The following is a 22503-nucleotide window of genomic DNA, read 5'->3' as shown; positions in this document are numbered from 1 at the left end:
ATGTTCAATTCAAATATGAGTCTATCAGAAATGGATGAGTGTATCGATGAAATGATACACACTCAAGGATATACTTTGCGAGACATTTTAAAAAATCATTGTTCTAGAAAAGATTTGAAATTGTATATTGATAAAGCGAAGGAAGAAAAAGGATTTCAAGATAAGGATTTCGTGGATATGAATACAGTTGGAGGAATATGTTTTTATGTGGCTGACGAATTATACAATAAAGGTGGCTATTAAAATGCGGAATTCCTTATAGTGCAGTCAGCAGACTAGCGTTATTTTTGTGTCAAAAATAGCGTAAAGCTATCATGTTAATATTTGCCATCTTTCGATATGATTAAAGTATAGAAAGGTGGTGATATTGATGGGTATGGATTTATTAGCGAAAATTAAAGAAGATAACAACGCTACTTTTATAACAGCTTGCAGTTCTGAATACGAAGCTAATCAAAAATATCAACAAGCTAAAACGTTAGAGGAAGAAGGTCAGATTGTTATCTCGAAAATAAAAGTTGATGGGTGTTACTTTACTTTAAAAGCTAAAGTTACAGATTGATTTTAAACACTCCTTCGGGGGTGTTTTTCTATTGTGGAAAGAAGGTGAAATATGCTACGAATAATCGACAGAGAGTTTAATCTTATCGACGAAATCTCGCTTTACGAATCATTACAAATCACACGTAAATGGCACGGTATCGGTATGCTCGAACTTAAAATCAATCGTTACCAGCATGGTGCAAATGAATTGATAAAAGACCGCATTGTTTTTCCCACAAATCAATTGCAGAAGGGTCATGTTATCCTCCATCGTGAAATTGAACTAGACGAAAATGGGAAAGAAACAGAGAATTGGCTTATCAAAGCATTATCACTCAAAACATGGCTATCACAACGTATTATCATGCCACCAAGTCATACATCACACGATAATAAAAGTGGTAAAGCTGAAACGGTCATGAAGCATTATGTTAATGTATCAGCAGTCAATCCTGTGGACAGCAAGCGTACCATTCCAAATCTAGTCATAGCACCCGATTTAACTAGAGGTGATACAATCAGTCGGTCAGCACGTTTTGACACGCTATCAGATGAGTTACAGACGATCAGTGAACTATCTGGACTTGGTTGGAACATTACAATTGATATCGTAAATAAAAAATTTGTATTTGACGTATCAGAAGGACAGGACTTAACAGCGTATCAACGTGTTAATAATCCTGTTATTTTTTCGCCTAAATTCAATTCGCTGAAGTCGTTGGAGTTTACAGAATCGTATCTCGACTATAAAAACACGGCTGTTGTCGCAGGACAAGGCGAAGGTACAGCACGTAAGATTGTGATGATAAACGATTCCACAACAGGCTATGAACGTCATGAGTTGTATGTAGATGCTCGTGATATAGCAGATACAAATGTAGATGACGAAGGAAATGAAACACCACGTCCACCATTAGAAATAGAAAAAGATTTAGTTGATCGTGGGAATGAAAAGCTAGCAGAATTAGCAGCTGAAATTTTTATGAGTGGGCAAGTGCTTACGAAGTCACCTTTTAAATATGAAGAAGATTGGGATATTGGCGATATTGTTACGTTGCAGCATGAGGATTGGGGTATCACATTAGATACTCGAATAACCGAAGTGAAAGAATCGAATGAAGCAGGCAACGCTTATGAAATCGAAGTCGTATTTGATAAAGACAAGCCGACGTTAATCGACAAAATCAAACGTGAGTTCAAAAACCTTAATCCACTTGTAAAAGCATAAATTTACGATTCCTTTTTATTTACATTTAATGTAAAATCAGAAAAAGGGGATGATAATATGGATGAGAAAGAAATGCTTAATGCACTGATTGGTGGCAGTTTTGAAAAGGGTATTCGTATCAATGCTTTAGTTGAAATACTTACTGAAAAGGGCATTCTAACGAAAGAAGAATACGAAGTTGTGTACGAAAGAAATATGCAAAAGGTTCAACAAGAAATAAATGAGCAATTTGTAAATAGTATAAAAATATAGTGATGTAAGCACTCTTAACGGGGTGCTTTTTATTATGCAGAAAAATAAAGAGTAGGTGGGGTTATGGACATTAAAACAATAGAAGGGATTGTAGGTAGCCAATTTGTGTGGGCTATCTTATTTGTCATTCTAGCTGTTGCAGTATTGAGTTATTTAAAAAACGAAAATGCTAAACGTGAAGAAATGCTCGAAAATGCACAAAAGGAACAAAAAGTTGAAGCTGAAAAGCGATTTAACGAATTGAAAGAAGAATCGCGTGATCGAGAAGATAAATTAATGGCAAACCAAGAAAAGTTTGTTGATTCATTAAGTCAAATTTCTAAGTCTGTAGAGGGGCTTAACCAAGCTTTTAACGGTCTGCAAAATGATCATTCATCTTTAGCGCAAGAAGTAAGTAATTTACGAAATCAAATTAAAAATTAGGAGTGATTGTATGTTAAACGTATTAATTTTAGCAACAATTTTATTACCGATTATCACAGCAGTTATTGAGTTAGTTAAACGCGCAGTCAAAGTTAAAAAGAATTATATTCCACTGATGTCCGTTGCTTTAGCGATGGTCATCGCCTCGTTAGCTTATCCATTTACAGATTTAAATCTAACGCTACGATTGTGGGCAGGTGCATTTGCTGGTCTAGCTTCAACTGGGTTATTTGAGATTGCGAAATATAGAGAAGGTTTCACGAAAGGGGATAAGTGATATGGTAACAATCGATAAAACATATATGTTAACAGCAGAAGAAGCGAAAAAAGTGACTTACGGAACAGGTAATACAAAAGAGTTTCTATGTATCCACACGACTGATAATTACAAAGAAGGAGCGAAAGCTTTAAATCACGCCTTACTACAAAAAAACGGTAATAGCCGTCAAGCTTCATGGCATTACCAAGTTGATGATATTAAAGCATATCAATCGTTCTCAAATAACCATCGTTGCTGGCATGCTGGATCAGGTAATAATAAATCAATCGCTATCGAAATTTGCGTAGATAAAGGTAGTGATTGGAATAAAACAATGCGTAACGCTGTACAATTAGCAGCTAAGATTTTAAAAGATGAAAAGATTCCAATTAGCAAAATGGTTCAGCACAATTACTTCACAGGAAAGAACTGCCCACGCGATATTAGAGAGGGTAAAGGTGGCTGGACGTGGAAGAAATTCGTAGCAGAAGTGAAAAAAGAATTAAACAAATCATCTGTTACACAAGTTTCTAAGCCAAATAAGCCAAGTAAACCTACTCAACCAAAAGTTATTGGGACAATCAAAGTTTTAGTTGATGATCTAAACTATTACAATGGTCCACGTTGGTCTAAACCGACTGGCACAGTAGACAAAAATACTGTACTAACAATTGTGGGAAAAGTAAAAGTTGATGGAGCATATCAATACAAAACGATTATTGGTAATTACATCACAGCATCGAGTAAGTATGTGAAGTTCACAGCTAAGTAAAAAAAGAAAATGAACTAAATATCAAGGATATGATAGAATAATTTATTGGTACTTATTCAATATATTAGAAAGAGAGTGAGTAGTGATGGATTTTTCTATCTTCATTCCTGTTGGTTCAGCAGTAATCGGTGCGACATTAGCTTTTTTATTTAACTACGTTTTATCACAAAGTGGTGGAATAAAAATAAAGCCAATGACAGCTTTCTTAGCAAGAAAAGAAGATTCTTATGATTTGGTGGTAGAAAGAAATTTTAAAAGAGAATTCGCGATAGACTATTATCATCATTCTATTAATTACGATGTGCTAAATTTAGAATTGCTAATTTTTAATACATCATCTAAACCTAAAATTATTATCGAAACAGAAGTTTTTTATGATAATACAACTTTACCTATTTACTCTATAAAAAGTTACGAGAAAGGCATTGAAGTAGAGAAAAAAATAAAAAAGCAAGAAGATGAATATTTAAACTACATTACATTGCAACCTGGAGAAGCGAAAATTTTGAAGATCCTATCTTTCTATGAAAATGATGATTCAGAATGTAGTGACTATCTTTACTTTCAATACACAAACCCAAGAACTAACTTCTTAAAAATCAGTAGAAGAAAGAAAAAGAAAATAGAACTAGATGGATATTTTGTATATGAAAAATAAACCCCTGTCCTTCCACAATTGTGGAGAGATAGGGGCTTTTTTTCTTTCTATTAAGCTGTAGCTGTTACGTTTTCTTTCTTTTTGATTAAGAAAGAAAGAATGCCAGCGATAAATAAGAAAATAAATGCAACTGTAAAGAATAATCCGTTCTCAAAGAAACCATATACTGCACATACTAATAGTAGAATTCCTGAAATTTTAGGGAATTTCCAAGATAAGAAACCGAAGAAAATAGAGAAGAATGAAACCCAAAATACAGCAGCTCCACTATCCGCCATTTCATTTTCACTAAAGCCAACACCGAAAGCTGTTACTAAAAAACCACTAGCTAAACCAGCTAGTCCACCTAAAATAGCTAATACCGCAACCCAAATCTTCATTTAAAACACTCCTATTTAACTGAAATTTTCCATTTAATTTCTTTGCTATCAAATGCGAATGTAGGTGAGTAAATTAACTCATACGATTTCGCAGATTTTACATCAAAGTACAATTTCCCTGTTGCTTGTTTACCTTTATTTAATTCTTGTGAAATCGCTAAATCATTATAACCATAATAATCTTCAGCTTGAGTATCTCCATAAGAAAGACCGAATTCTGTACTGTCAACAAATGCTTGGCTATCGCTAGAATTTTTCACTTTAACATCTAAAGTTAAAACTTTACCGTTTTCAGCTTCGCTATATTCAGCAGGAGCAGTGAAAGCAGCTTTTGTAATCGTAATTTCTACACCATTTACTTTTACAGTGTCGCCAACTTTATAGACAACATCTTTCTTTTCTTCTTTTTTCTTTTCAGTAGATTGTTTTTCTTTTCCATCTACTTTCTCTACCGTTGTTTCTCCACACGCACCTAGTAGCAGTGCAGCTGCAATCGGCAGACTTAACAATAATGATTTCTTCATGCATACAACCTCTTTCTATTATTTTACAATTACTAATTCTATCATTAAAACAATATATTGTAATCGATAAATAAATGATGTTTTTAATAAAATTTAAATATAACTAACCACCCTAGTGCCACCTACTTCAAAAAATACGCTTATATAATAGGAAAATAACCATGAATATAATTGAATACAAAAATACCCTGTAACCTTTTAAAAATAAGGATTAACAGGGTATTAAAAGATAACGCAAAATACTATAAAATATTAAAAATCTAAAAGAAGCATTCATGGCTGTATTGAAAATGGACGACGACCAACCGAAGAAATAAGCTAAAACAGCGAACACCATTTCATATAAAATGGTGTTCGCTATTTTTTAAAAAAAGAAGAAAGGTGAGGAGCTAATGAATAAAAATAAGTATCCGAAATGCCATACTTATGCCCAAAATAGTTGGCATGATGAAGCGTATATTATAGGGAACCGACAAGGATTAGAAAAGTTGAGAGATGCACTTACGCTAACATTAGAGAAGGGGAATACTAAAAATAATTTTTGGCCGAAAGATTTAGAAGGATATGACGTATTAATTGCTTGTGTGGAAGACGCGGAAATGAATGATTTGGAATTACCTTATAGTTCAGAGTTCTATGAACGCTTAGATGATGAAAAAGAGGCGCATACCGTTTTTAAAAAACCATATCATACATTAAAAGATTGAATGTGCATCTAATAATTAGAGAGAGCTACTAATTGTTAGATGTATTTTTTGATTTTTTTAAACTTTTTCACTGTCTATTTCGTCTAGTAAGCAGGTGAATTTCCAAATAAATAATAATTGAATTCATCTATTATTGTCGAATTGGAAATCAGACTATAGATATAGATGAAAATGTATTTTTACAGAAAGTGAAAATAGAGCTAGTTAAGATGTCTTTAGATGGAAAAATAAAGCAATATCTTTTTTACCAATTATCTTAATAAAAAAAGATGGATGTTGCATAAATAATAGTATGAAAATAAGATAGTACTAGAACTAAAAAAACAAAATCATTTTTTTTGAAGAAAATGGTTTGAAAAAATGTAGCTAGGGTAAATATTTTATGCGGTAAAAGACGACGCTTATAGTAAAAAAATTTTACAAATTAAGACATAAAATGTTATTATTTATTTAAAGTATTTTACACTAATGATATAAAATTTGTATATTCTTAACGAAATGTCGACAAAAATACGCGAAATTCGACAAAAATTGTCGAATTATTCATCGGCATATATACAGATAAGATAAAATCTGTTAAAATATATTTACACTATATACATAATGTAAAGGTAATTAAAGAGAGGTGGTTTACAATGAAAACACATGAAGATCAATTGGAATTGTTAGTTGCACGTGTAGAAAAGCGTCTGTCTGCATTAGAAACCAATGTATCGCATATGAAAAGTAAACTTGCCGAATTAAGTGAAATGCAAGAGGATTTAACTGGAATGGTATATGAAAGATATCACCAAGCGGTTTAGCTCCATTTTAAACAGATTCGTCAATGAGCTACAGGTGATAAGTAGAAAAATTCAAATAAAGAACTACCTGTAAACAGAGGAGAGGTCGTGTCAGTACATGATCTCTCTTTTTTTGTTTGTTCTTTCATATAAAAGCAGGTGTTTACTGTATGTTTTTGTGTAAATCAGCTAAACTAAAAAAAGTGTTACATGTAGAGAGGAAGTTGAACTATGACGACAGGTGTATATATACACATTCCATTTTGTCATCAAATTTGTAATTATTGCGATTTTAATAAAGTATTCTTTAAAAATCAGCCAGTTGATGAATATATTGAAAGTCTAGGAAAGGAGATGGCATTAGCTGTTTCAAAAAATCCAGCTGCTTATGAAAAAATTCAAACGATTTTTTTAGGTGGTGGCACACCGACAGCGTTATCCGCTGAGCAGCTAGAACGTTTATTAACTTTAATTCAGACGCATATTCCAATGAAACACGTAATCGAGTTTTCAACAGAAGCAAATCCAGATGAGTTAACTATTGAAAAATCACGTGTATTAAAAGCATTCGGTATTAATCGTTTAAGTTTAGGTGTGCAGTCATTTGATACAGAACTTCTGAAAAAATTGGGTCGTACGCATGCACCTGAGCAAGTTATTGAAACTATTCGACAAGCAAAAGAAGTTGGATTTACGAATATTAGTATTGATTTAATGTATGGTCTTCCAGGGCAAACGATGGAACAATGGCAAAATACATTGAATCAAGCTTTTGCGCTCGACTTACCACATTATTCAGCCTATTCATTAATTGTGGAGCCAAAAACGATTTTCTTCAATTTAATGAACAAAGGTAAATTACCGTTACCGGGAGAAGATTCTGAAGCAGCAATGTATGCCTTATTAATGAAAGAAATGGAGAAGAGAGGTCTTCATCAATATGAAATTAGTAACTTTGGACGTACAAATTTTGAGTCGAAACATAACTTGATTTACTGGGATAACGATGAGTATGCAGGTTTTGGTGCAGGAGCAAGTGGCTATGTAAGTAGTACCCGCTATACGAATCATGGTCCTTTAAAAAAATATATGGACTGTATCGAAGCGGGCGAATTACCTATTCACCATGAACATGATGTGACTGAAAAAGAAAAAATAGAAGAAGAATTATTTTTAGGTCTTCGTAAAACAGCAGGAATCAATAAACAACATTTTTATGAACGATACGGAAAACAAGTGCATGATGTATTTGAAAAGCAAATCAATTCTTTAACTGAAGCAGGTCTTTTAATAGAAGATGAACAAGCGATTTACTTGTCACATCAAGGGAAATTCGTAGGGAATGAAGTGTTTCAAGAATTTTTAATAGATTAAGTGCTTTTCCGTTGACATAAAAAAAGAGTTTTGATAAATTAAGTATAGTGTTAGCACTCGATATGAGTGAGTGCTAAAAATGAGGTGATGATCATGCTAACCGATCGACAGTTGCAAATTCTTAAAGTAATCGTCGATGATTTCATTTCGTCTGGTCAGCCGATTGGTTCACGTCAAATTTCGAAACGTGAAGAAATATCATTTAGTTCTTCTACAATTCGAAACGAGATGGCTGATTTGGAGGAGTTAGGGTATTTAGAAAAGACCCATACTTCATCAGGTCGTATTCCATCGGAAAAAGGTTATAGATTTTACGTGGATCATTTGTTAAAACCTCAGGTTATTACGAACCATGATATGAAGGTGTTGCGCTCTGTTTTTTCAGAGAATGCCTATGAAACGGAACAAGTGATTCGTAAATCAGCCACTATTCTATCTGACCTAACAAATTATACTTCGATTATTTTAGGACCAGATGTACAGTTGCACAAAGTGAAGCGATTCTCAATTGTTCCGCTTAGTGCAAAAAATGCAGTAGCGATTATTGTGACGGATAACGGTCATGTGGAAAATCGAGTTGTCGATTTACCTGAGGGCCTACATCCAAGTGATTTTGAAAAAATGGTTAATATTTTGAATGAACGTTTAGTCGGTATTCCAATTGTTCAAATTCCATATTACCTAGAACGTGAAGTGTCAAACATTATTCGACAACACGTTGGGGCATATAATGGGCTTTTAAAGTCGATTTTTACGGGAATAGAACAACAGAGTGATAGCAAAATCTATTACGGTGGTAAGACGAATATGCTAAATCAACCTGAGTTTCATGATTTAGATAAGATTCGTATGCTTATGGAAATGATGGAAACCCAAAGTCAGATTCAAGCATTGTTACATCGTGATTCACCAGGAATTCAAATTCGAATTGGTTCAGAAAATGAACTGAATGCAGTAGAAGATTGTAGTATTATTACAGCGACCTACTCGACAAACGAAGAACAAGTTGGATCGATTGCTATTATCGGTCCGAAAAGAATGGATTACCAACGTGTCATTACGTTATTAGATCATATGAGCGGAGACTTATCAAAACTCATGCGTAGAGAATGGTAATGTGATGTGTATAAAGGAGGATTTACTGTGTCACAAGAAAAAGAACAAAAAGAACAAGTGACAGAAGAAGTTGTGGAAGAAACAGCTGAGCAAACAACTGAAGAAGTAGAAACAGTTGAAGCTGAAGCGGAAGCAACAGAAATTGCAGAAGTAAATGAAGTAGAAGAATTAGAGAAGAAGTTGCAAGATGAAGAAAATCGCTATTTACGATTGCGTGCTGATTTTGATAATTTCAAACGTCGTACGCAAACAGAGCGTGAGTCTGCAGCGAAGTATCGTTCACAAAGTCTACTAACTGATTTACTACCTGTGTTAGATAACTTTGAACGTGCGCTACAAGTAGAAGCGACAACAGAAGATGGTCAATCGATTAAAAAAGGAATCGAGATGGTTTATCGCTCTTTAGTAGAAGCGACTGCAAAAGAGGGGTTAGAAGTTATTGAAACAGTAGATCATCCATTTGATCCAAACGTCCATCAAGCTGTGATGCAAGAACAAGACGATTCAAAAGAAGCTGGTGTTGTATTACAAGAACTACAACGCGGGTATAAGTTGAAAGACCGCGTATTACGTCCAGCCATGGTAAAAGTGAACGAGTAATTCATTTTATTACAAATCGTATTAAGCGCATTTAGCGTTTATATATCTTAGGAGGAATTTTATTATGAGTAAAATTATTGGTATTGACTTAGGTACAACAAACTCTTGCGTATCGGTTCTTGAAGGTGGAGAACCAGTAGTAATCGCAAACAAAGAAGGCGCGCGTACAACTCCTTCAGTAGTCGCATTTAAAAACGGCGAACGTCAAGTTGGGGAAGTAGCAAAACGTCAATCAATTACAAATCCAAATACAATTATCTCAATCAAACGTCACATGGGTGAAGATTACAAAGTGACTGTAGAAGATAAAACATATACACCACAAGAAATTTCAGCAATGATTTTAACACACTTAAAAGAGTATGCTGAAGACTATCTTGGTGAAAAAGTAACAAAAGCTGTTATTACAGTTCCTGCTTACTTCAATGATGCACAACGTCAAGCAACAAAAGACGCTGGTAAAATCGCTGGTTTAGAAGTAGAACGTATCATTAACGAACCAACAGCTGCAGCATTAGCTTACGGTTTAGAGAAAATGGATGTAGACCAAAAAGTATTAGTATTTGACCTTGGTGGTGGTACATTCGACGTATCAATCCTTGAATTAGGTGATGGCGTATTTGAAGTACTAGCAACAGCTGGTGATAACAAACTAGGTGGAGATGACTTCGACGAAGCAATCATCGACTACTTAGTAGCAGAATTCAAAAAAGAAAACGGCATTGACTTATCAAAAGATAAAATGGCAATGCAACGTTTAAAAGATGCTGCTGAAAAAGCGAAAAAAGAACTTTCAGGTGTAACAACAGCACAAGTTTCACTGCCATTCATCACTGCAGGTGAAGCAGGTCCATTACACTTAGAAATGTCAATCTCACGTGCAAAATTCAACGAAATCACTGCTGATTTAGTAGAACGCACAATGATTCCAACTCGCCAAGCGTTAAAAGATGCAGGCCTTTCAGCTTCTGAAATTGATCAAGTTATCTTAGTTGGTGGTTCAACTCGTATTCCAGCAGTACAAGAAGCCGTACAAAAAGCAACAGGCAAAGAGCCACATAAAGGCGTAAACCCAGATGAAGTAGTAGCAATGGGTGCAGCTGTACAAGGTGGCGTATTAACAGGTGATGTAGAAGACGTTGTATTACTAGACGTAACACCATTATCATTAGGTATTGAAACAATGGGTGGCGTATTCACGAAATTAATCGAGCGCAACACAACAATTCCAACATCTAAATCACAAACATTCTCAACAGCTGCAGATAACCAACCTGCTGTAGACATTCACGTATTACAAGGTGAGCGTCCAATGGCTGCTGATAACAAAACATTAGGTCGCTTCCAATTAACAGATATTCCAGCAGCACCACGTGGTATTCCACAAATCGAAGTAACATTCGATATCGATAAAAATGGTATTGTAACTGTTAAAGCGAAAGACTTAGGTACAAATAAAGAACAAAATATTGTGATTCAATCAGATTCTGGTCTATCTGAAGCAGATATCGAGCGTATGGTAAAAGAAGCTGAAGAAAATGCAGAAGCGGATAAAGCACGCAAAGAAGAAGCTGATTTACGTAACGAAGCAGATCAACTTGTATTCCAAACTGATAAAACATTAGCAGACCTTGGCGAACAAGTAACAGAAGACGAGAAAAAACCAGTAGAAGAAGCAAAAGAAGAATTAGCAAAAGCTATCGAAGCTGGCGAAATTGAAGGCATTAAAGCTGCAAAAGAAAAACTAGAAGGTTTATTACAACCACTTGTAATGAAAGTTTACGAACAAGCAGCAGCGGCTCAACAAGCTGCACAAGGTGGAGAAGCTGGCGGCGCTAAAGATGATGGTGTTGTAGATGCTGATTTCACTGAAGTAGACGACGATAAAAAATAATCGTTTTTATGAATGATGAAAAGTCAAAGACCAATCGTTCCTTAGTAACGTGAACATAACATGTACATTACGTCCGTTCACAGTGGTAGCTAAAGACCGTTATAGGGCTTTGGCTTTTCTTTTTCAAAAGAGAATTTCAGTTACATTCTAGGAAATAAGATGATACAATTGTATTTATGTGAAAAGAGCGGAGTTGAAAAAAAGTGGAAAAACGCGACTATTATGAAGTTTTAGGAATTGAAAAATCTGCAACAGCAGATGAAATAAAAAAAGCGTACCGTAAATTATCAAAGAAGTACCATCCAGATATTAATAAAGAGGCAGATGCAGATCAAAAATTTAAAGAGATCTCAGAAGCTTATGAAGTGCTAAGCGATCCACAAGCAAAAGCACGCTATGATCAATTTGGACATCAAGATCCAAACCAAGGCTTTGGCGGCGGTGGATTCGGAGGCGGCGGTTTCGGTGGTTTCGAAGATATCTTTAGTTCATTCTTTGGTGGTGGCGGAGGCGGTCGTAGACGCGATCCAAATGCACCACGTAAGGGCGATGATTTACAATATCGTATGACAATCAGCTTTGAAGAAGCTGTGTTTGGTGCGGAAAAAGAAGTTGAAATTACACATGACGAAACATGTGAAACATGTTCAGGTTCAGGTGCGAAACCAGGTTCTTCAAAAGAAACATGTACAAACTGTCATGGTTCAGGACAGATTGAAGAAGTAGTGAATACACCATTTGGTCAAATGGTAAATCGTCGTACATGTAATGTATGTCATGGTGAAGGTTCAATCATTAAAGAAAAATGTTCAACATGTCATGGTAAAGGTACAGTAAAACGTCGTAAAAAAATTAAAGTAACAATCCCAGCAGGTATCGATCACGGTCAACAAATTCGCGTAAGTGGACAAGGTGAAGCGGGTGTGAATGGTGGCCCAGCAGGCGATCTTTACATCGTATTTAGCGTACGCCAATCAGACAAGTTCGAACGTGATGGCGATGATATTTACTACGAACTTAAAATCACATTTGCACAAGCTGCATTAGGTGACGAAATCGAAGTACCAACTGTACAAGGTAAAGTAAAAATGAAAATCCCAGCAGGTACACAATCAGGTGAGCGTTTCCGTCTGAAAGGTAAAGGGATTAAAAATGTTCAAGGTTATGGTACAGGGGATCAACATGTCATTGTTAAAGTTGTAACACCATCAAAAATGACCGAAAAACAAAAAGAATTACTACGTGAATTTGCAAGTATCTCAGGCGATATTCCAGAGGAACAAGGCAGTTCATTATTTGATAAAATTAAGAAAAAATTTAGAGACTAATATTGGAGTTGATTGTAAGTGAAATGGTCAGAATTCTCGATTCATACATCAAACGAAGCGGTGGATGCAATTTCAAACATCTTGCATGAAGCAGGTGCAAGTGGTGTAGTAATTGAAGATTCATTAGAATTAGAAAAAGTAAGAGAACAAGAATTTGGCGAAATTTATGCGCTAGATCCTGTAGATTTTCCAACAAAAGGGGTTATTATTAAAGCGTATTTACCACTTAACAGTTTCTTAGGAGAAACGGTTGAAGAAATTAAACTTGCAATCAACAACCTCGCTTCGTTTGATATTGATTTAGGTGAAAATAAAGTCTCAACATGTGAAGTAGATGAACAAGACTGGTCTACTTCTTGGAAAGAATATTATCATCCTGTCAAAATTTCAAATCGCTTTACGATTGTTCCAACATGGGAAGATTATCAACCTGTTGAAAGTGATGAATTAATTATTGAATTAGATCCAGGTATGGCATTTGGAACAGGTACACATCCAACGACAGTTATGAGTTTACAAGCGCTTGAGAAGCATGTAAATGATGCGGTGAATGTTATTGATGTTGGTACAGGCTCAGGTGTTTTAGCGATTGGTGCAGCTTTATTAGGCGCAAAACATGTACATGCACTAGATTTAGATGAAGTAGCTGTACGTTCTGCAATTGAAAATGTAGAACTAAACCATGTATCAAATCAAATTGATGTTGTGCAAGGTGATTTACTTGATACAGTGAAAGAACCAGCTGAAGTCGTTGTAGCGAATATTTTAGCTGAAATCATCTTAACGTTCGTAGAAGATGCCTACACAATTGTAAAACCAGGTGGAATTTACATTACATCGGGTATTATTGAAGGACGTAAAGAAGATGTGAAGCAAGCTCTAATTGAAGCCGGATTTGAAATTGATGAAGTGATGATGATGGAAGATTGGGTAACCATCGTTTCAAGAAAGCCAGTCTAAGAGGTGTAAATATGCAAAGATACTTTGTAGAAGATGTATTCGAAGAAAATCAAATCACGTTATCAGGTGAGGATGCGAAACATATCGCAAAGGTCATGCGTATGCAGGTGGGCGACGAGATTATCGTCGTCCATTCGCGTGTAGCCGACCAATGTAAAATTGTAGAACTTGGCGATCAAACCGTAACTGTTGAAAAAATCGGACATCAAATTCCATCAAAAGAATTACCGATTCACGTGACAATCGCTTGTGGTCTACCTAAAGGAGACAAACTTGATTTAATCGTTCAAAAAGCAACGGAACTAGGCATGACAAAGCTTATTCCTTTTGAAGCTGCACGTTCGATTGTGAAGTGGGATCATAAAAAAGGCGAGAAAAAGCAACAACGCTTACAAAAAATTGCCAAAGAAGCAGCAGAACAATCGCATCGCTCTGTTGTACCGACAATTGAAGCACCTCTTTCTTTTAAACAGTTACTTGCACTTGCATCTACGTATGATGCGGTTCTTTTAGCAGATGAAGAACATGCAAAGAGTGAACAAAGAACTTCTTTAAAAGAGCGTTTAAAGGGTTTACAGGGGCTTCAAAATGTTTGTGTAGTATTTGGTCCAGAAGGTGGTATTGCGCGTGAAGAAGCAGCAGCGCTTCTAGAAGCAGGTGCTCATACCATTGCGCTAGGTCCACGTATTTTACGAGCAGAGACAGCACCTTTTTATATTTTATCTGCTATTTCATATGAATTTGAATAATGACGAAAGGGTCGCACAATGAAGTGTGACTCTTTTTTTGTGCGAAAATACAAAAATTTGACATATATAATGATTATGTGTGCTACTTTATTTTTAGGGAAGAAAAAACAATATACAAAAATAGCGATTCGTTCTGATGATGCAAGACAATTACAAGAAATAATTGAACAAAGAATGAGTGGCGTGAATCAGTCACGTTAGTAGATTGAATAGCGAGAGTATGGTATCATAATGCCTATCGGTATTTTTTAGTGGATGTAATGAAAGGATGAAATAAAATGAGCAATAGTCTTTCAAAATCCGTAGCTTTCCATACATTAGGATGCAAAGTCAATCACTATGAAACAGAAGCTATTTGGCAATTATTTAAAGACGAAGGTTATGAAAGAAAAGATTTCGACCATCAAGCAGATGTATATGTTATTAATACATGTACCGTAACGAATACAGGCGATAAAAAGTCACGTCAAGTAATTCGTCGTGCGGTACGTCAAAATCCAGATGCAGTGATTTGTGTAACAGGTTGTTATGCACAAACATCACCAGCAGAAATTATGGCAATTCCAGGTGTTGATATTGTCGTAGGTACACAGGATCGTTCGAAAATGCTTGGTTATATTGAGCAATATCGTGCAGAGCGTAAACCAATTAATGCAGTACGTAATATTATGAAAAATCGTGTATATGAGGAATTAGATGTGCCTTATTTTACAGACCGTACACGTGCTTCTTTAAAAATTCAAGAGGGTTGTAATAACTTCTGTACGTTTTGTATTATTCCATGGGCGCGTGGGTTGATGCGTTCACGTGATCCGAAAGAAGTCATCAATCAAGCGCAACAATTAGTCGATGCAGGGTATTTAGAGATTGTGTTAACAGGTATTCATACAGGGGGTTATGGTCAAGATTTAAAAGATTATAACTTAGCGCAGTTATTACGTGATTTAGAAGCACAGGTAAAAGGCTTACGTCGCTTGCGTATTTCATCAATTGAAGCGTCTCAATTAACAGATGAAGTATTACAAGTATTAAAAGAATCAAAAGTCATTGTGAATCACTTACACATTCCAATTCAATCTGGTTCAGATACGGTTCTAAAAAGAATGCGTCGTAAATATACGATGGAATTTTTCGGTGAACGCTTAGATCGTTTGAAAGAGGTATTACCTGATTTAGCAATTACTTCAGATGTAATCGTAGGTTTCCCAGGTGAAACAGAAGAAGAATTTATGGAAACATATAATTTTATCGCTAAACATCAATTTGCGGAGTTACACGTATTCCCGTTCTCAAAACGTACAGGAACACCTGCAGCACGTATGGAAGACCAAGTGGATGAAGAAGTGAAAAATGAACGCGTTCATCGCTTATTAACATTAAATGATCAACTAGCAAAAGAATATGCTTCTCGTTTTGATGGAGAGTTACTAGAAGTGATTCCAGAAGATATCACATCAGAAGGTGAGCATGCAGGGATGCTTGTTGGGCATACAGCGAACTATTTAAAAGTTGTATTTGAAGGTACGCCAGATATGATTGGTAAAATGGTTCGTGTAAAAGTTACAAAACCAGGATATCCAAAGACAGAAGCACAATTTGTGCGCATTTTAGAAGAAGTCGAAATTTAACGAAAAAACTGTCTCTTTTAAAAGAGATGGTTTTTTTTACGTAATTGAGGTATAAAATAGAAGATGTACTTTTAAAAGGAGGAGTTTACAGTTGGATATTTTGAGCAATTGGATTGATCAGTTAAATGGATATTTGTATTCATATATACTCATCGTTCTACTATTATTTACAGGGATTTTCTTCACAGTTAAATCAAAAGGGGTTCAATTTAGATTATTCCCTGAAATGTTTCGAGTATTAACAGATAAAGCAACAATCAGTGGTGGTAAAAAAGGTATTTCTTCATTCCAAGCATTCACGATTTCAGCTGCATCTCGTATTGGTACGGGGAATATTGCGGGTGTTGCGACAGCGATTGCAATCGGTGGTCCTGGTGCAGTATTTTGGATGTGGGTAATGGCATTAATCGGCGCCGGCTCATCATTCGTAGAAAGTACACTTGCGCAATTATACAAAGTAAAAGATGGTCATACGTTTCGTGGTGGTCCAGCCTATTACATTGAAAAAGGTCTAAAGAAACGTTGGTTAGGAATTATGTTTGCGATTGCGATTACGTTTTGTTATGGCTTTGTATTTAATGCAGTGCAAACGAATACAATTGCTGCTTCTTTCTCAACAAGTTTTGGAATTGATAAAGTATGGGTGGGTGTATTCGTAGCCGTTCTAACAGCAATCATCATTTTTGGTGGCGTACAACGTATTGCGAATGTAACACAAGTGATTGTGCCAATTATGGCCATTGCTTATATTTTAGTTGCACTTGTGGTTGTCGTGTTAAATATTACAGAAATTCCGAGTTTAATTACGTTAATTGTAAGTGATGCATTCTCATTACAATCAGGTATTGGTGGTTTAATTGGTGGAGCAATCATGCAAGGATTCAAGCGTGGTTTATTCTCGAATGAAGCAGGTCTTGGTTCTGCACCGAACGCAGCTGCAACAGCGAGTGTATCGCATCCAGTTAAACAAGGTTTAATTCAAACATTAGGTGTATTTGTTGATACGATTTTAGTATGTACAGCAACAGCGGTTATCGTACTATTAAGCGATGTTTACAAAACAGCTGGTGAAGATTCTCGAATTGATATTACACAACAATCTCTTGTAAATCAGCTTGGTGATTGGGTAGGTATTTTCTTAACGATTGCAATCTTCTTCTTTGCATTTAGTTCTGTAATTGGAAATTACTATTACGGTGAAACGAATTTAGAATTTATTAAAAACTCTAAAAAAATGATTTTCATTTACCGAATTGCAGTAATTGGTTTCTTAATTTTCGGAGCATATGCAAAAGTTGCGCTTGTTTGGAATTTAGCAGACCTATTCATGGCGATTATGGCACTTATTAACTTGACTGCGATTTTATTACTTTATAAAGTAGCTTTCCGACTATTAAGTCACTATACTGCTCAACGAAAAAAAGGCAAAGATCCTGTATTTTATGCATCAGATATGCCTGACTTAGATGAAATTGAATGTTGGGAAAAGACGAAAGAAAAAGAATAGTTTTTTTACTTTACCTATTAATCTTATAGTGTTAAAATATTCGATGATTGTAATATTAGGAGGAATTAATTATGGGTCGCGTAGAAAATAAAGTAGCATTAGTAACAGGAGCAGCATCAGGTATTGGTCTAGCTTCTGCTCAATTATTAGCAAAAGAAGGCGCTAAAGTAGTTTTAGCAGACTTCAACGTTGAAGGTGCAAAAGAAGCAGCAGCAGAATTAAAAGCACAAGGTTTTGAAGCAGAAGGTGTATTTTTAAATGCACTTGAAGAACAATCAATTAAAGATGCTGTTGAATATACAGTAGACACTTACGGTAAATTAGATATTCTTTACAATAACGTAGGTGGCACAAACTTACACAAAGACTTAGATGTTGTAAACTTAGATCTTGCTGAGTGGGATCGTTTAATGGACTTAAACTTAAAATCAGTGCTTTTAGGTTCTCGTTTCGCTATTCCACACATGCAAAAAGTTGGCGGCGGCTCAATTATTAACACAGCTTCAATGGCTGCGTTCGCTTCAGATGCAATCCGTTCAGCATACGGAACTTCAAAAGCTGGAGTTGTTCACTTAACAAAATATATTGCAAAACAATACGGTAAAGATAATATCCGTTGTAACGCAATCGCTCCAGGACTAATTTTAACTCCAGCAGCGAAAAATAGCTTACCACAAGAAATGCTTGATATTTTCACAAAATACAATGCATTACCTTACAATGGTGAAGCAAATGATATCGGTTATGGTGTTGTGTACCTGGCGTCAGATGAATCTAAATTCATGACAGGTCAAACATTAGAAATCGAGGGTGGACACTACCAAGCGAACCCAACAACTGCAGATTTAGCAAAATTCACTAAATAATATGCAGTATTGTAAAAAGCACTTCTAGATTAAAACATCTAGGAGTGCTTTTTTCATGCGAAAATATAAACTGTACATGAAATTTTAGTCTAAAAAGGCTATACTAAGAATATCTCAACAAAAAGGATGTGTTGTATTGAGATATTTAAGGATGTTCATTGTGGCAATTGCACTCGTTATACCGCTCATTTTTTTGTTTTTTGGACAAACGTATTTAAAGAAGCATATGGAAGCTTTACAATACATACCGCCTAAACCAACAATTGTGGAAGAAAAAGAAGTTGTGCAAAAAATGCAACCGAAAAAACAAGTAGTTGTGAAAAAACCAATGGAACAGCCCGTACAAGTAAAAGAAAAAGAGAAAAAAATAATTGTTATTGATCCAGGGCATCAACGTTATCGAGATCAGCGTTTAGAGCCAATTGGACCAGATTCACATACATGGAAGCCTAAAATGCCTGCAAGTGCATATGGCGTATCTACAGGACAAGCAGAGTATGCATTGACGCTACAAGTAGCAAACCGTATCAAAGAGCGATTAGATGCTTCAAAATATGAGGTCAAATTAACACGTACAGAACATGTCATTGCCAAGTCGACAAAAGAGCGTGCAGAATTTGCGAATAAACAAAATGCAGACCTTTATATTCAACTACATGCAGATGGTGCAAAGGATGCAAATGGGCGTGGTATGTACATTATTATGGCGCATGAAAACAATCGTTATACGAAAAAGTTGACGGAAGCGAATCGAAAAGTTAGTCAAGTGCTATTACATGAAATAAAATCGGCAAAACTGGATACTCATAAAAAAGGTTTATTATATGCTGATCAAATGACAGCACTTAATTGGCCCAATATGCCATCTGTAATCGTAGAGTTAGGCTATTTAAATGATCGTCAAGATGACGAAAGACTAGCAAAAACAGCTTATCAAAATCGTATAGCAGAAGCTTTAGCTAGAGGAATTGAAAAAGCGGTAGAGAAGTAGAACGTGCGCATGCGTTCTACTATTTTTTTGTGTAAAACTGGGCTTTTCATTGAATTCATGCTATGCTAATAAAGAGGTACGTACAACTTAAAAAAGGAGCTATTTTATGACAACAAATATCGCATCACTTATTGATCACACATTATTAAAACCAGAGGCGACAGCGGCACAAGTAAAAGAGTTATGCAAAGAAGCGAGAACCTATGACTTTGCATCTGTGTGTGTTAATCCATATTTTGTAAAATTAGCAGCTGAAGAATTACAAGGAGCAAAATCAAAAGTATGTACAGTAATTGGTTTCCCATTGGGTGCATCAACAGCTAAGACAAAAGCTTTTGAAACAAAAGATGCTATTGCGAATGGTGCAGATGAAATTGATATGGTTTTAAATATCGGTGCATTAAAAGCGGGACAATATGATGTTGTGTTAGAAGACATGAAAGCTGTACGTGAAGCAGCGGGTGAAAAACTTGTAAAAGTTATTTTAGAAACATGTTTATTAACAGACGAAGAAAAAGAAAAAGCATGTGAATTAGCAGTAGAAGCAAAATTAGACTTTGTAAAGACGTCTACAGGCTTTTCAACAAGCGGTGCAACAGCTGAAGATGTTGCACTTATGCGACGTATTGTAGGCGCTGAATTAGGCGTAAAAGCTTCAGGAGGCGTTCGTAGCTTAGAAGACGTTGAAAAAATGGTAGCAGCAGGTGCAAATCGCATCGGTGCAAGCTCAGGTGTAAAGATTATGAATGGTTTATCATCAGATTCTGAATATTAATGTAACACAATGCTTGACCATTATACGTATATAGGATATAATCTTGTAGTAAACAACGATATGTTATTCATATTGGTTGTGCTTTGACGTGTGTCGGAGGGAGGGAAAGAGAGATGTCAAAAACTGTCGTTAGAAAAAACGAATCGCTTGAAGATGCTCTTCGCCGCTTCAAACGTACTGTTTCTAAAAGTGGTACAATTCAAGAGGTAAGAAAACGCGAATTTTATGAAAAACCTAGCGTAAAACGCAAAAAGAAATCAGAAGCTGCACGAAAACGTAAGTGGTAATTTAATTCCTAGACAATCCCTACGTTCAAAACACGCACTATCATGATTTATTTAACTTGCAAATGAATGAAAGCCTGAAAATCCTTGAGATTTTCAGGCTTTTTTAATGCGTATCAAATAAAAAAAGTGGTAGTACATTTGAATTATTTTTATAAAAATATTTTTTTCGTAAAATGAAAAGCAAATTATCTTTTTTTGAGAAAAGCTGAAAGAATGAGGTTTTATGCATAGAAAACTAGCATTTAAAATAAAAAAACAACAGTGAATAGCAAAAAAAATTTGCAGTGCAAAGAAATTTTCCGTATTGCCATTTTGTATAAGATAATTTAGTCTTAACGAACTTTTTGTGAACATTTTAAAAATATAGAAAATGTATAAAAAGAAATTTCAGAAAAATTTTTATACTTATAAGAGATCGTTTACAAACAGTAAATTTAGTTTTTTTCAACTAGGGGGAGACAGAATGGGGAAACAAAATGAGTTACAACGTTCGATTAAAAGTCGACACATGTTCATGATTTCACTTGGTGGTGTAATCGGAACAGGCTTTTTCTTAAGTACGGGGAATATTATGCATAACGCGGGCCCTTTTGGTACGCTTTTAGCATATGCTGTTGGTGGTTTAACAATGTTTTTAGTAATGCTATGTTTAGGAGAGTTAGCAGTATATAATCCGACTTCTGGATCATTCCATGAGTATGCGACGCGTTATATTAGCCCAGGAGTTGGTTTTTCAGTTGGTATTATTTATTGGTTAAACTGGGTAGTAACAGTTGGATCTGAATTTACAGCTGTTGGATTATTGATGCAAAGATGGTTCCCAGAATCGCCTGTGTGGGTATGGAGCGTTATTTTTGGGGTAACAATATTTGTCTTTAATGCTTTATCAGTAAAGTTTTTTGCTGAGTCAGAATTTTGGTTTGCTGGATTAAAAATAATTATTGTTATTATATTTATCTTTTTAGGTGCTGCAGCAATTTTTGGCATTGTACCAGTTACTGGACATGAGCATGCACCATTATTATCGAATTTCACAGGTGAAGGTGGATTACTGCCGAATAGTTTTGCACCTATCTTAATTGCGATGGTATCAATTAGTTTTGCGTTTTCAGGAACAGAGCTTATCGGGATTACAGCAGGGGAAAGTGAAAACCCATCTCGTGATATTCCACGTTCGATTAAAAACATCGTATGGCGTACATTATTCTTCTTCATTGGTGCAATGATTGTTTTAGGTGCATTATTACCTTGGGAAGATTCGAGTGTATCGCAAAGTCCTTTCGTTACAGTATTTGACATGTTAGGTATTCCGTACGCAGCAGATATTATGAACTTCGTCATTATTACAGCATTATTATCTGTAGCAAATTCAGGTTTATATACTTCGACACGTATGCTTTGGTCATTATCAAAAGAAAAAATGGTGCCAAAAGCACTTGGTACAATTAATAAACGTGGTGTTCCAATGAACGCGCTCATTGTTTGTATGTTAATCTCTTGTTTATCACTATTATCAAGTATTATTGCGCCGACAACAGTTTATGTGATGTTAGTTGCTGTAGCAGGATTCGGTGTAGTGGTTGGTTGGATGGGAATTGTGGTTTCACAATTTATGTTCAGAAGACAATACTTGAAAGAAGGCGGGAAATTAGAGGATTTAAAATTCCGTGTAAAATTATATCCACTTGTACCAATTCTAGCATTTTTACTTTGTTTAGGTGCAACACTTGGTCTATTATTAGATCCTGAATAACGTTCTGTTTTATACTTTGGTGTCCCAGCGATGATTGCATGTTATTTCTGGTATCATATTCAGAAAAAAATAGTGGATAAGCGTGAGGCGCGATTAAGTGAAACAGTAGAAGAAAAATAATACGCATTAAATAAGAAAAAACTCGTA

The 22503-nt window shown here is 35.4% G+C and carries 25 protein-coding genes and 1 pseudogene; 24 read left to right on the top strand and 2 right to left on the bottom strand.

The features are described from left to right. The 8 genes from QN089_RS09185 (at position 1) to QN089_RS09150 (ending at position 4135) form a co-directional block, all read left to right on the top strand. Positions 1-243: a hypothetical protein gene (locus tag QN089_RS09185; protein WP_285215141.1), complete on the top strand. Its 243-nt coding sequence runs from the start codon at positions 1-3 to the stop codon at positions 241-243. 127 nt (positions 244-370) lie between these two features. After that, complete coding sequence (locus tag QN089_RS09180) at positions 371-562, top strand: hypothetical protein (protein WP_285215140.1); 192 nt, start codon at positions 371-373, stop codon at positions 560-562. Between the two features lie 51 nt (positions 563-613). Next, the gene (locus QN089_RS09175) at positions 614-1771 is read left to right on the top strand and encodes a siphovirus ReqiPepy6 Gp37-like family protein (protein WP_285215139.1); all 1158 of its coding nucleotides are present in this window, start codon (positions 614-616) and stop codon (positions 1769-1771) included. A gap of 57 nt (positions 1772-1828) precedes the next feature. Then, on the top strand, positions 1829-2023 hold the full coding sequence (locus QN089_RS09170) for a hypothetical protein (protein ID WP_285215138.1): 195 nt from the start codon (positions 1829-1831) through the stop codon (positions 2021-2023). Between the two features lie 63 nt (positions 2024-2086). After that, positions 2087-2446, top strand: coding sequence for a hypothetical protein (locus QN089_RS09165; protein ID WP_285215137.1), 360 nt, complete (start codon positions 2087-2089; stop codon positions 2444-2446). 10 nt (positions 2447-2456) lie between these two features. Continuing rightward, the gene (locus QN089_RS09160; RefSeq protein WP_285215136.1) at positions 2457-2723 is read left to right on the top strand and encodes a holin; all 267 of its coding nucleotides are present in this window, start codon (positions 2457-2459) and stop codon (positions 2721-2723) included. A gap of 1 nt (position 2724) precedes the next feature. Beyond that, complete coding sequence (locus QN089_RS09155; protein WP_285215135.1) at positions 2725-3477, top strand: N-acetylmuramoyl-L-alanine amidase; 753 nt, start codon at positions 2725-2727, stop codon at positions 3475-3477. Between the two features lie 85 nt (positions 3478-3562). Further along, the gene (locus tag QN089_RS09150) at positions 3563-4135 is read left to right on the top strand and encodes a hypothetical protein (protein WP_285215134.1); all 573 of its coding nucleotides are present in this window, start codon (positions 3563-3565) and stop codon (positions 4133-4135) included. Between the two features lie 50 nt (positions 4136-4185). On the opposite strand, the gene QN089_RS09145 is transcribed toward QN089_RS09150, so the two are convergent. Continuing rightward, positions 4186-4515, bottom strand: coding sequence for a hypothetical protein (locus QN089_RS09145; protein ID WP_285215133.1), 330 nt, complete (start codon positions 4513-4515; stop codon positions 4186-4188). Between the two features lie 11 nt (positions 4516-4526). Next, positions 4527-5039, bottom strand: a complete 513-nt coding sequence (locus tag QN089_RS09140) for a DUF4352 domain-containing protein (protein ID WP_285215132.1) — start codon at positions 5037-5039, stop codon at positions 4527-4529. A 392-nt stretch (positions 5040-5431) separates the two neighbouring features. Here QN089_RS09140 and QN089_RS09135 point away from each other — a divergent pair, with 392 nt between their 5' ends. The 16 genes and pseudogenes from QN089_RS09135 to QN089_RS09060 all read left to right on the top strand — a co-directional run bounded on the left by QN089_RS09135 (position 5432) and on the right by QN089_RS09060 (position 22476). Beyond that, positions 5432-5746, top strand: coding sequence for a hypothetical protein (locus QN089_RS09135; protein ID WP_285215131.1), 315 nt, complete (start codon positions 5432-5434; stop codon positions 5744-5746). Positions 5747-6381: 635 nt separating this feature from the next. Beyond that, positions 6382-6549, top strand: coding sequence for a hypothetical protein (locus QN089_RS09130; protein WP_156422335.1), 168 nt, complete (start codon positions 6382-6384; stop codon positions 6547-6549). Positions 6550-6759: 210 nt separating this feature from the next. After that, positions 6760-7902: a radical SAM family heme chaperone HemW gene (gene hemW / locus QN089_RS09125; protein ID WP_285215130.1), complete on the top strand. Its 1143-nt coding sequence runs from the start codon at positions 6760-6762 to the stop codon at positions 7900-7902. Positions 7903-7995: 93 nt separating this feature from the next. Continuing rightward, a complete protein-coding gene (gene hrcA / locus QN089_RS09120; protein WP_068452559.1) occupies positions 7996-9018 on the top strand; it encodes a heat-inducible transcriptional repressor HrcA in 1023 nt (340 codons plus the stop codon). A 27-nt stretch (positions 9019-9045) separates the two neighbouring features. Further along, the gene (grpE, locus tag QN089_RS09115; protein ID WP_068452561.1) at positions 9046-9618 is read left to right on the top strand and encodes a nucleotide exchange factor GrpE; all 573 of its coding nucleotides are present in this window, start codon (positions 9046-9048) and stop codon (positions 9616-9618) included. A 64-nt stretch (positions 9619-9682) separates the two neighbouring features. Beyond that, positions 9683-11512: a molecular chaperone DnaK gene (gene dnaK, locus QN089_RS09110; protein WP_068452563.1), complete on the top strand. Its 1830-nt coding sequence runs from the start codon at positions 9683-9685 to the stop codon at positions 11510-11512. A 203-nt stretch (positions 11513-11715) separates the two neighbouring features. Then, positions 11716-12840: a molecular chaperone DnaJ gene (gene dnaJ, locus QN089_RS09105; protein ID WP_068452566.1), complete on the top strand. Its 1125-nt coding sequence runs from the start codon at positions 11716-11718 to the stop codon at positions 12838-12840. An 18-nt stretch (positions 12841-12858) separates the two neighbouring features. Further along, positions 12859-13800: a 50S ribosomal protein L11 methyltransferase gene (gene prmA, locus QN089_RS09100; protein ID WP_121178013.1), complete on the top strand. Its 942-nt coding sequence runs from the start codon at positions 12859-12861 to the stop codon at positions 13798-13800. A gap of 11 nt (positions 13801-13811) precedes the next feature. After that, a complete protein-coding gene (locus QN089_RS09095) occupies positions 13812-14549 on the top strand; it encodes a 16S rRNA (uracil(1498)-N(3))-methyltransferase (protein WP_087680290.1) in 738 nt (245 codons plus the stop codon). A 278-nt stretch (positions 14550-14827) separates the two neighbouring features. Beyond that, positions 14828-16177 carry a tRNA (N(6)-L-threonylcarbamoyladenosine(37)-C(2))-methylthiotransferase MtaB gene (gene mtaB, locus QN089_RS09090; protein WP_068452578.1) on the top strand — a complete coding sequence of 450 codons (1350 nt, stop codon included), beginning with the start codon at positions 14828-14830 and terminating at the stop codon, positions 16175-16177. 91 nt (positions 16178-16268) lie between these two features. Further along, entirely contained in the window at positions 16269-17684 is a 1416-nt protein-coding gene (locus QN089_RS09085; protein WP_068452580.1) for an alanine/glycine:cation symporter family protein, read from the top strand. Between the two features lie 71 nt (positions 17685-17755). After that, entirely contained in the window at positions 17756-18550 is a 795-nt protein-coding gene (locus QN089_RS09080) for an SDR family NAD(P)-dependent oxidoreductase (RefSeq protein ID WP_068452586.1), read from the top strand. Between the two features lie 136 nt (positions 18551-18686). Beyond that, positions 18687-19541: an N-acetylmuramoyl-L-alanine amidase family protein gene (locus tag QN089_RS09075; RefSeq protein WP_285215129.1), complete on the top strand. Its 855-nt coding sequence runs from the start codon at positions 18687-18689 to the stop codon at positions 19539-19541. 106 nt (positions 19542-19647) lie between these two features. Further along, positions 19648-20316 (top strand): deoxyribose-phosphate aldolase, encoded by a 669-nt coding sequence (gene deoC, locus QN089_RS09070; RefSeq protein ID WP_068452592.1) that lies wholly within the window; start codon positions 19648-19650, stop codon positions 20314-20316. Between the two features lie 113 nt (positions 20317-20429). Then, positions 20430-20603: a 30S ribosomal protein S21 gene (gene rpsU / locus QN089_RS09065; protein WP_004227078.1), complete on the top strand. Its 174-nt coding sequence runs from the start codon at positions 20430-20432 to the stop codon at positions 20601-20603. Between the two features lie 463 nt (positions 20604-21066). Continuing rightward, positions 21067-22476 (top strand): annotated as a pseudogene (locus QN089_RS09060) (amino acid permease). Positions 22477-22503 lie beyond the last annotated feature (27 nt).

The organism is Kurthia sp. YJT4 (assembly GCF_030219945.1).
Lineage (GTDB): Bacteria > Bacillota > Bacilli > Bacillales_A > Planococcaceae > Kurthia > Kurthia gibsonii.
The sequence above is the reverse complement of the archived record's forward strand: the minus strand, read 5'-3'. Positions and strand labels throughout refer to the sequence as shown.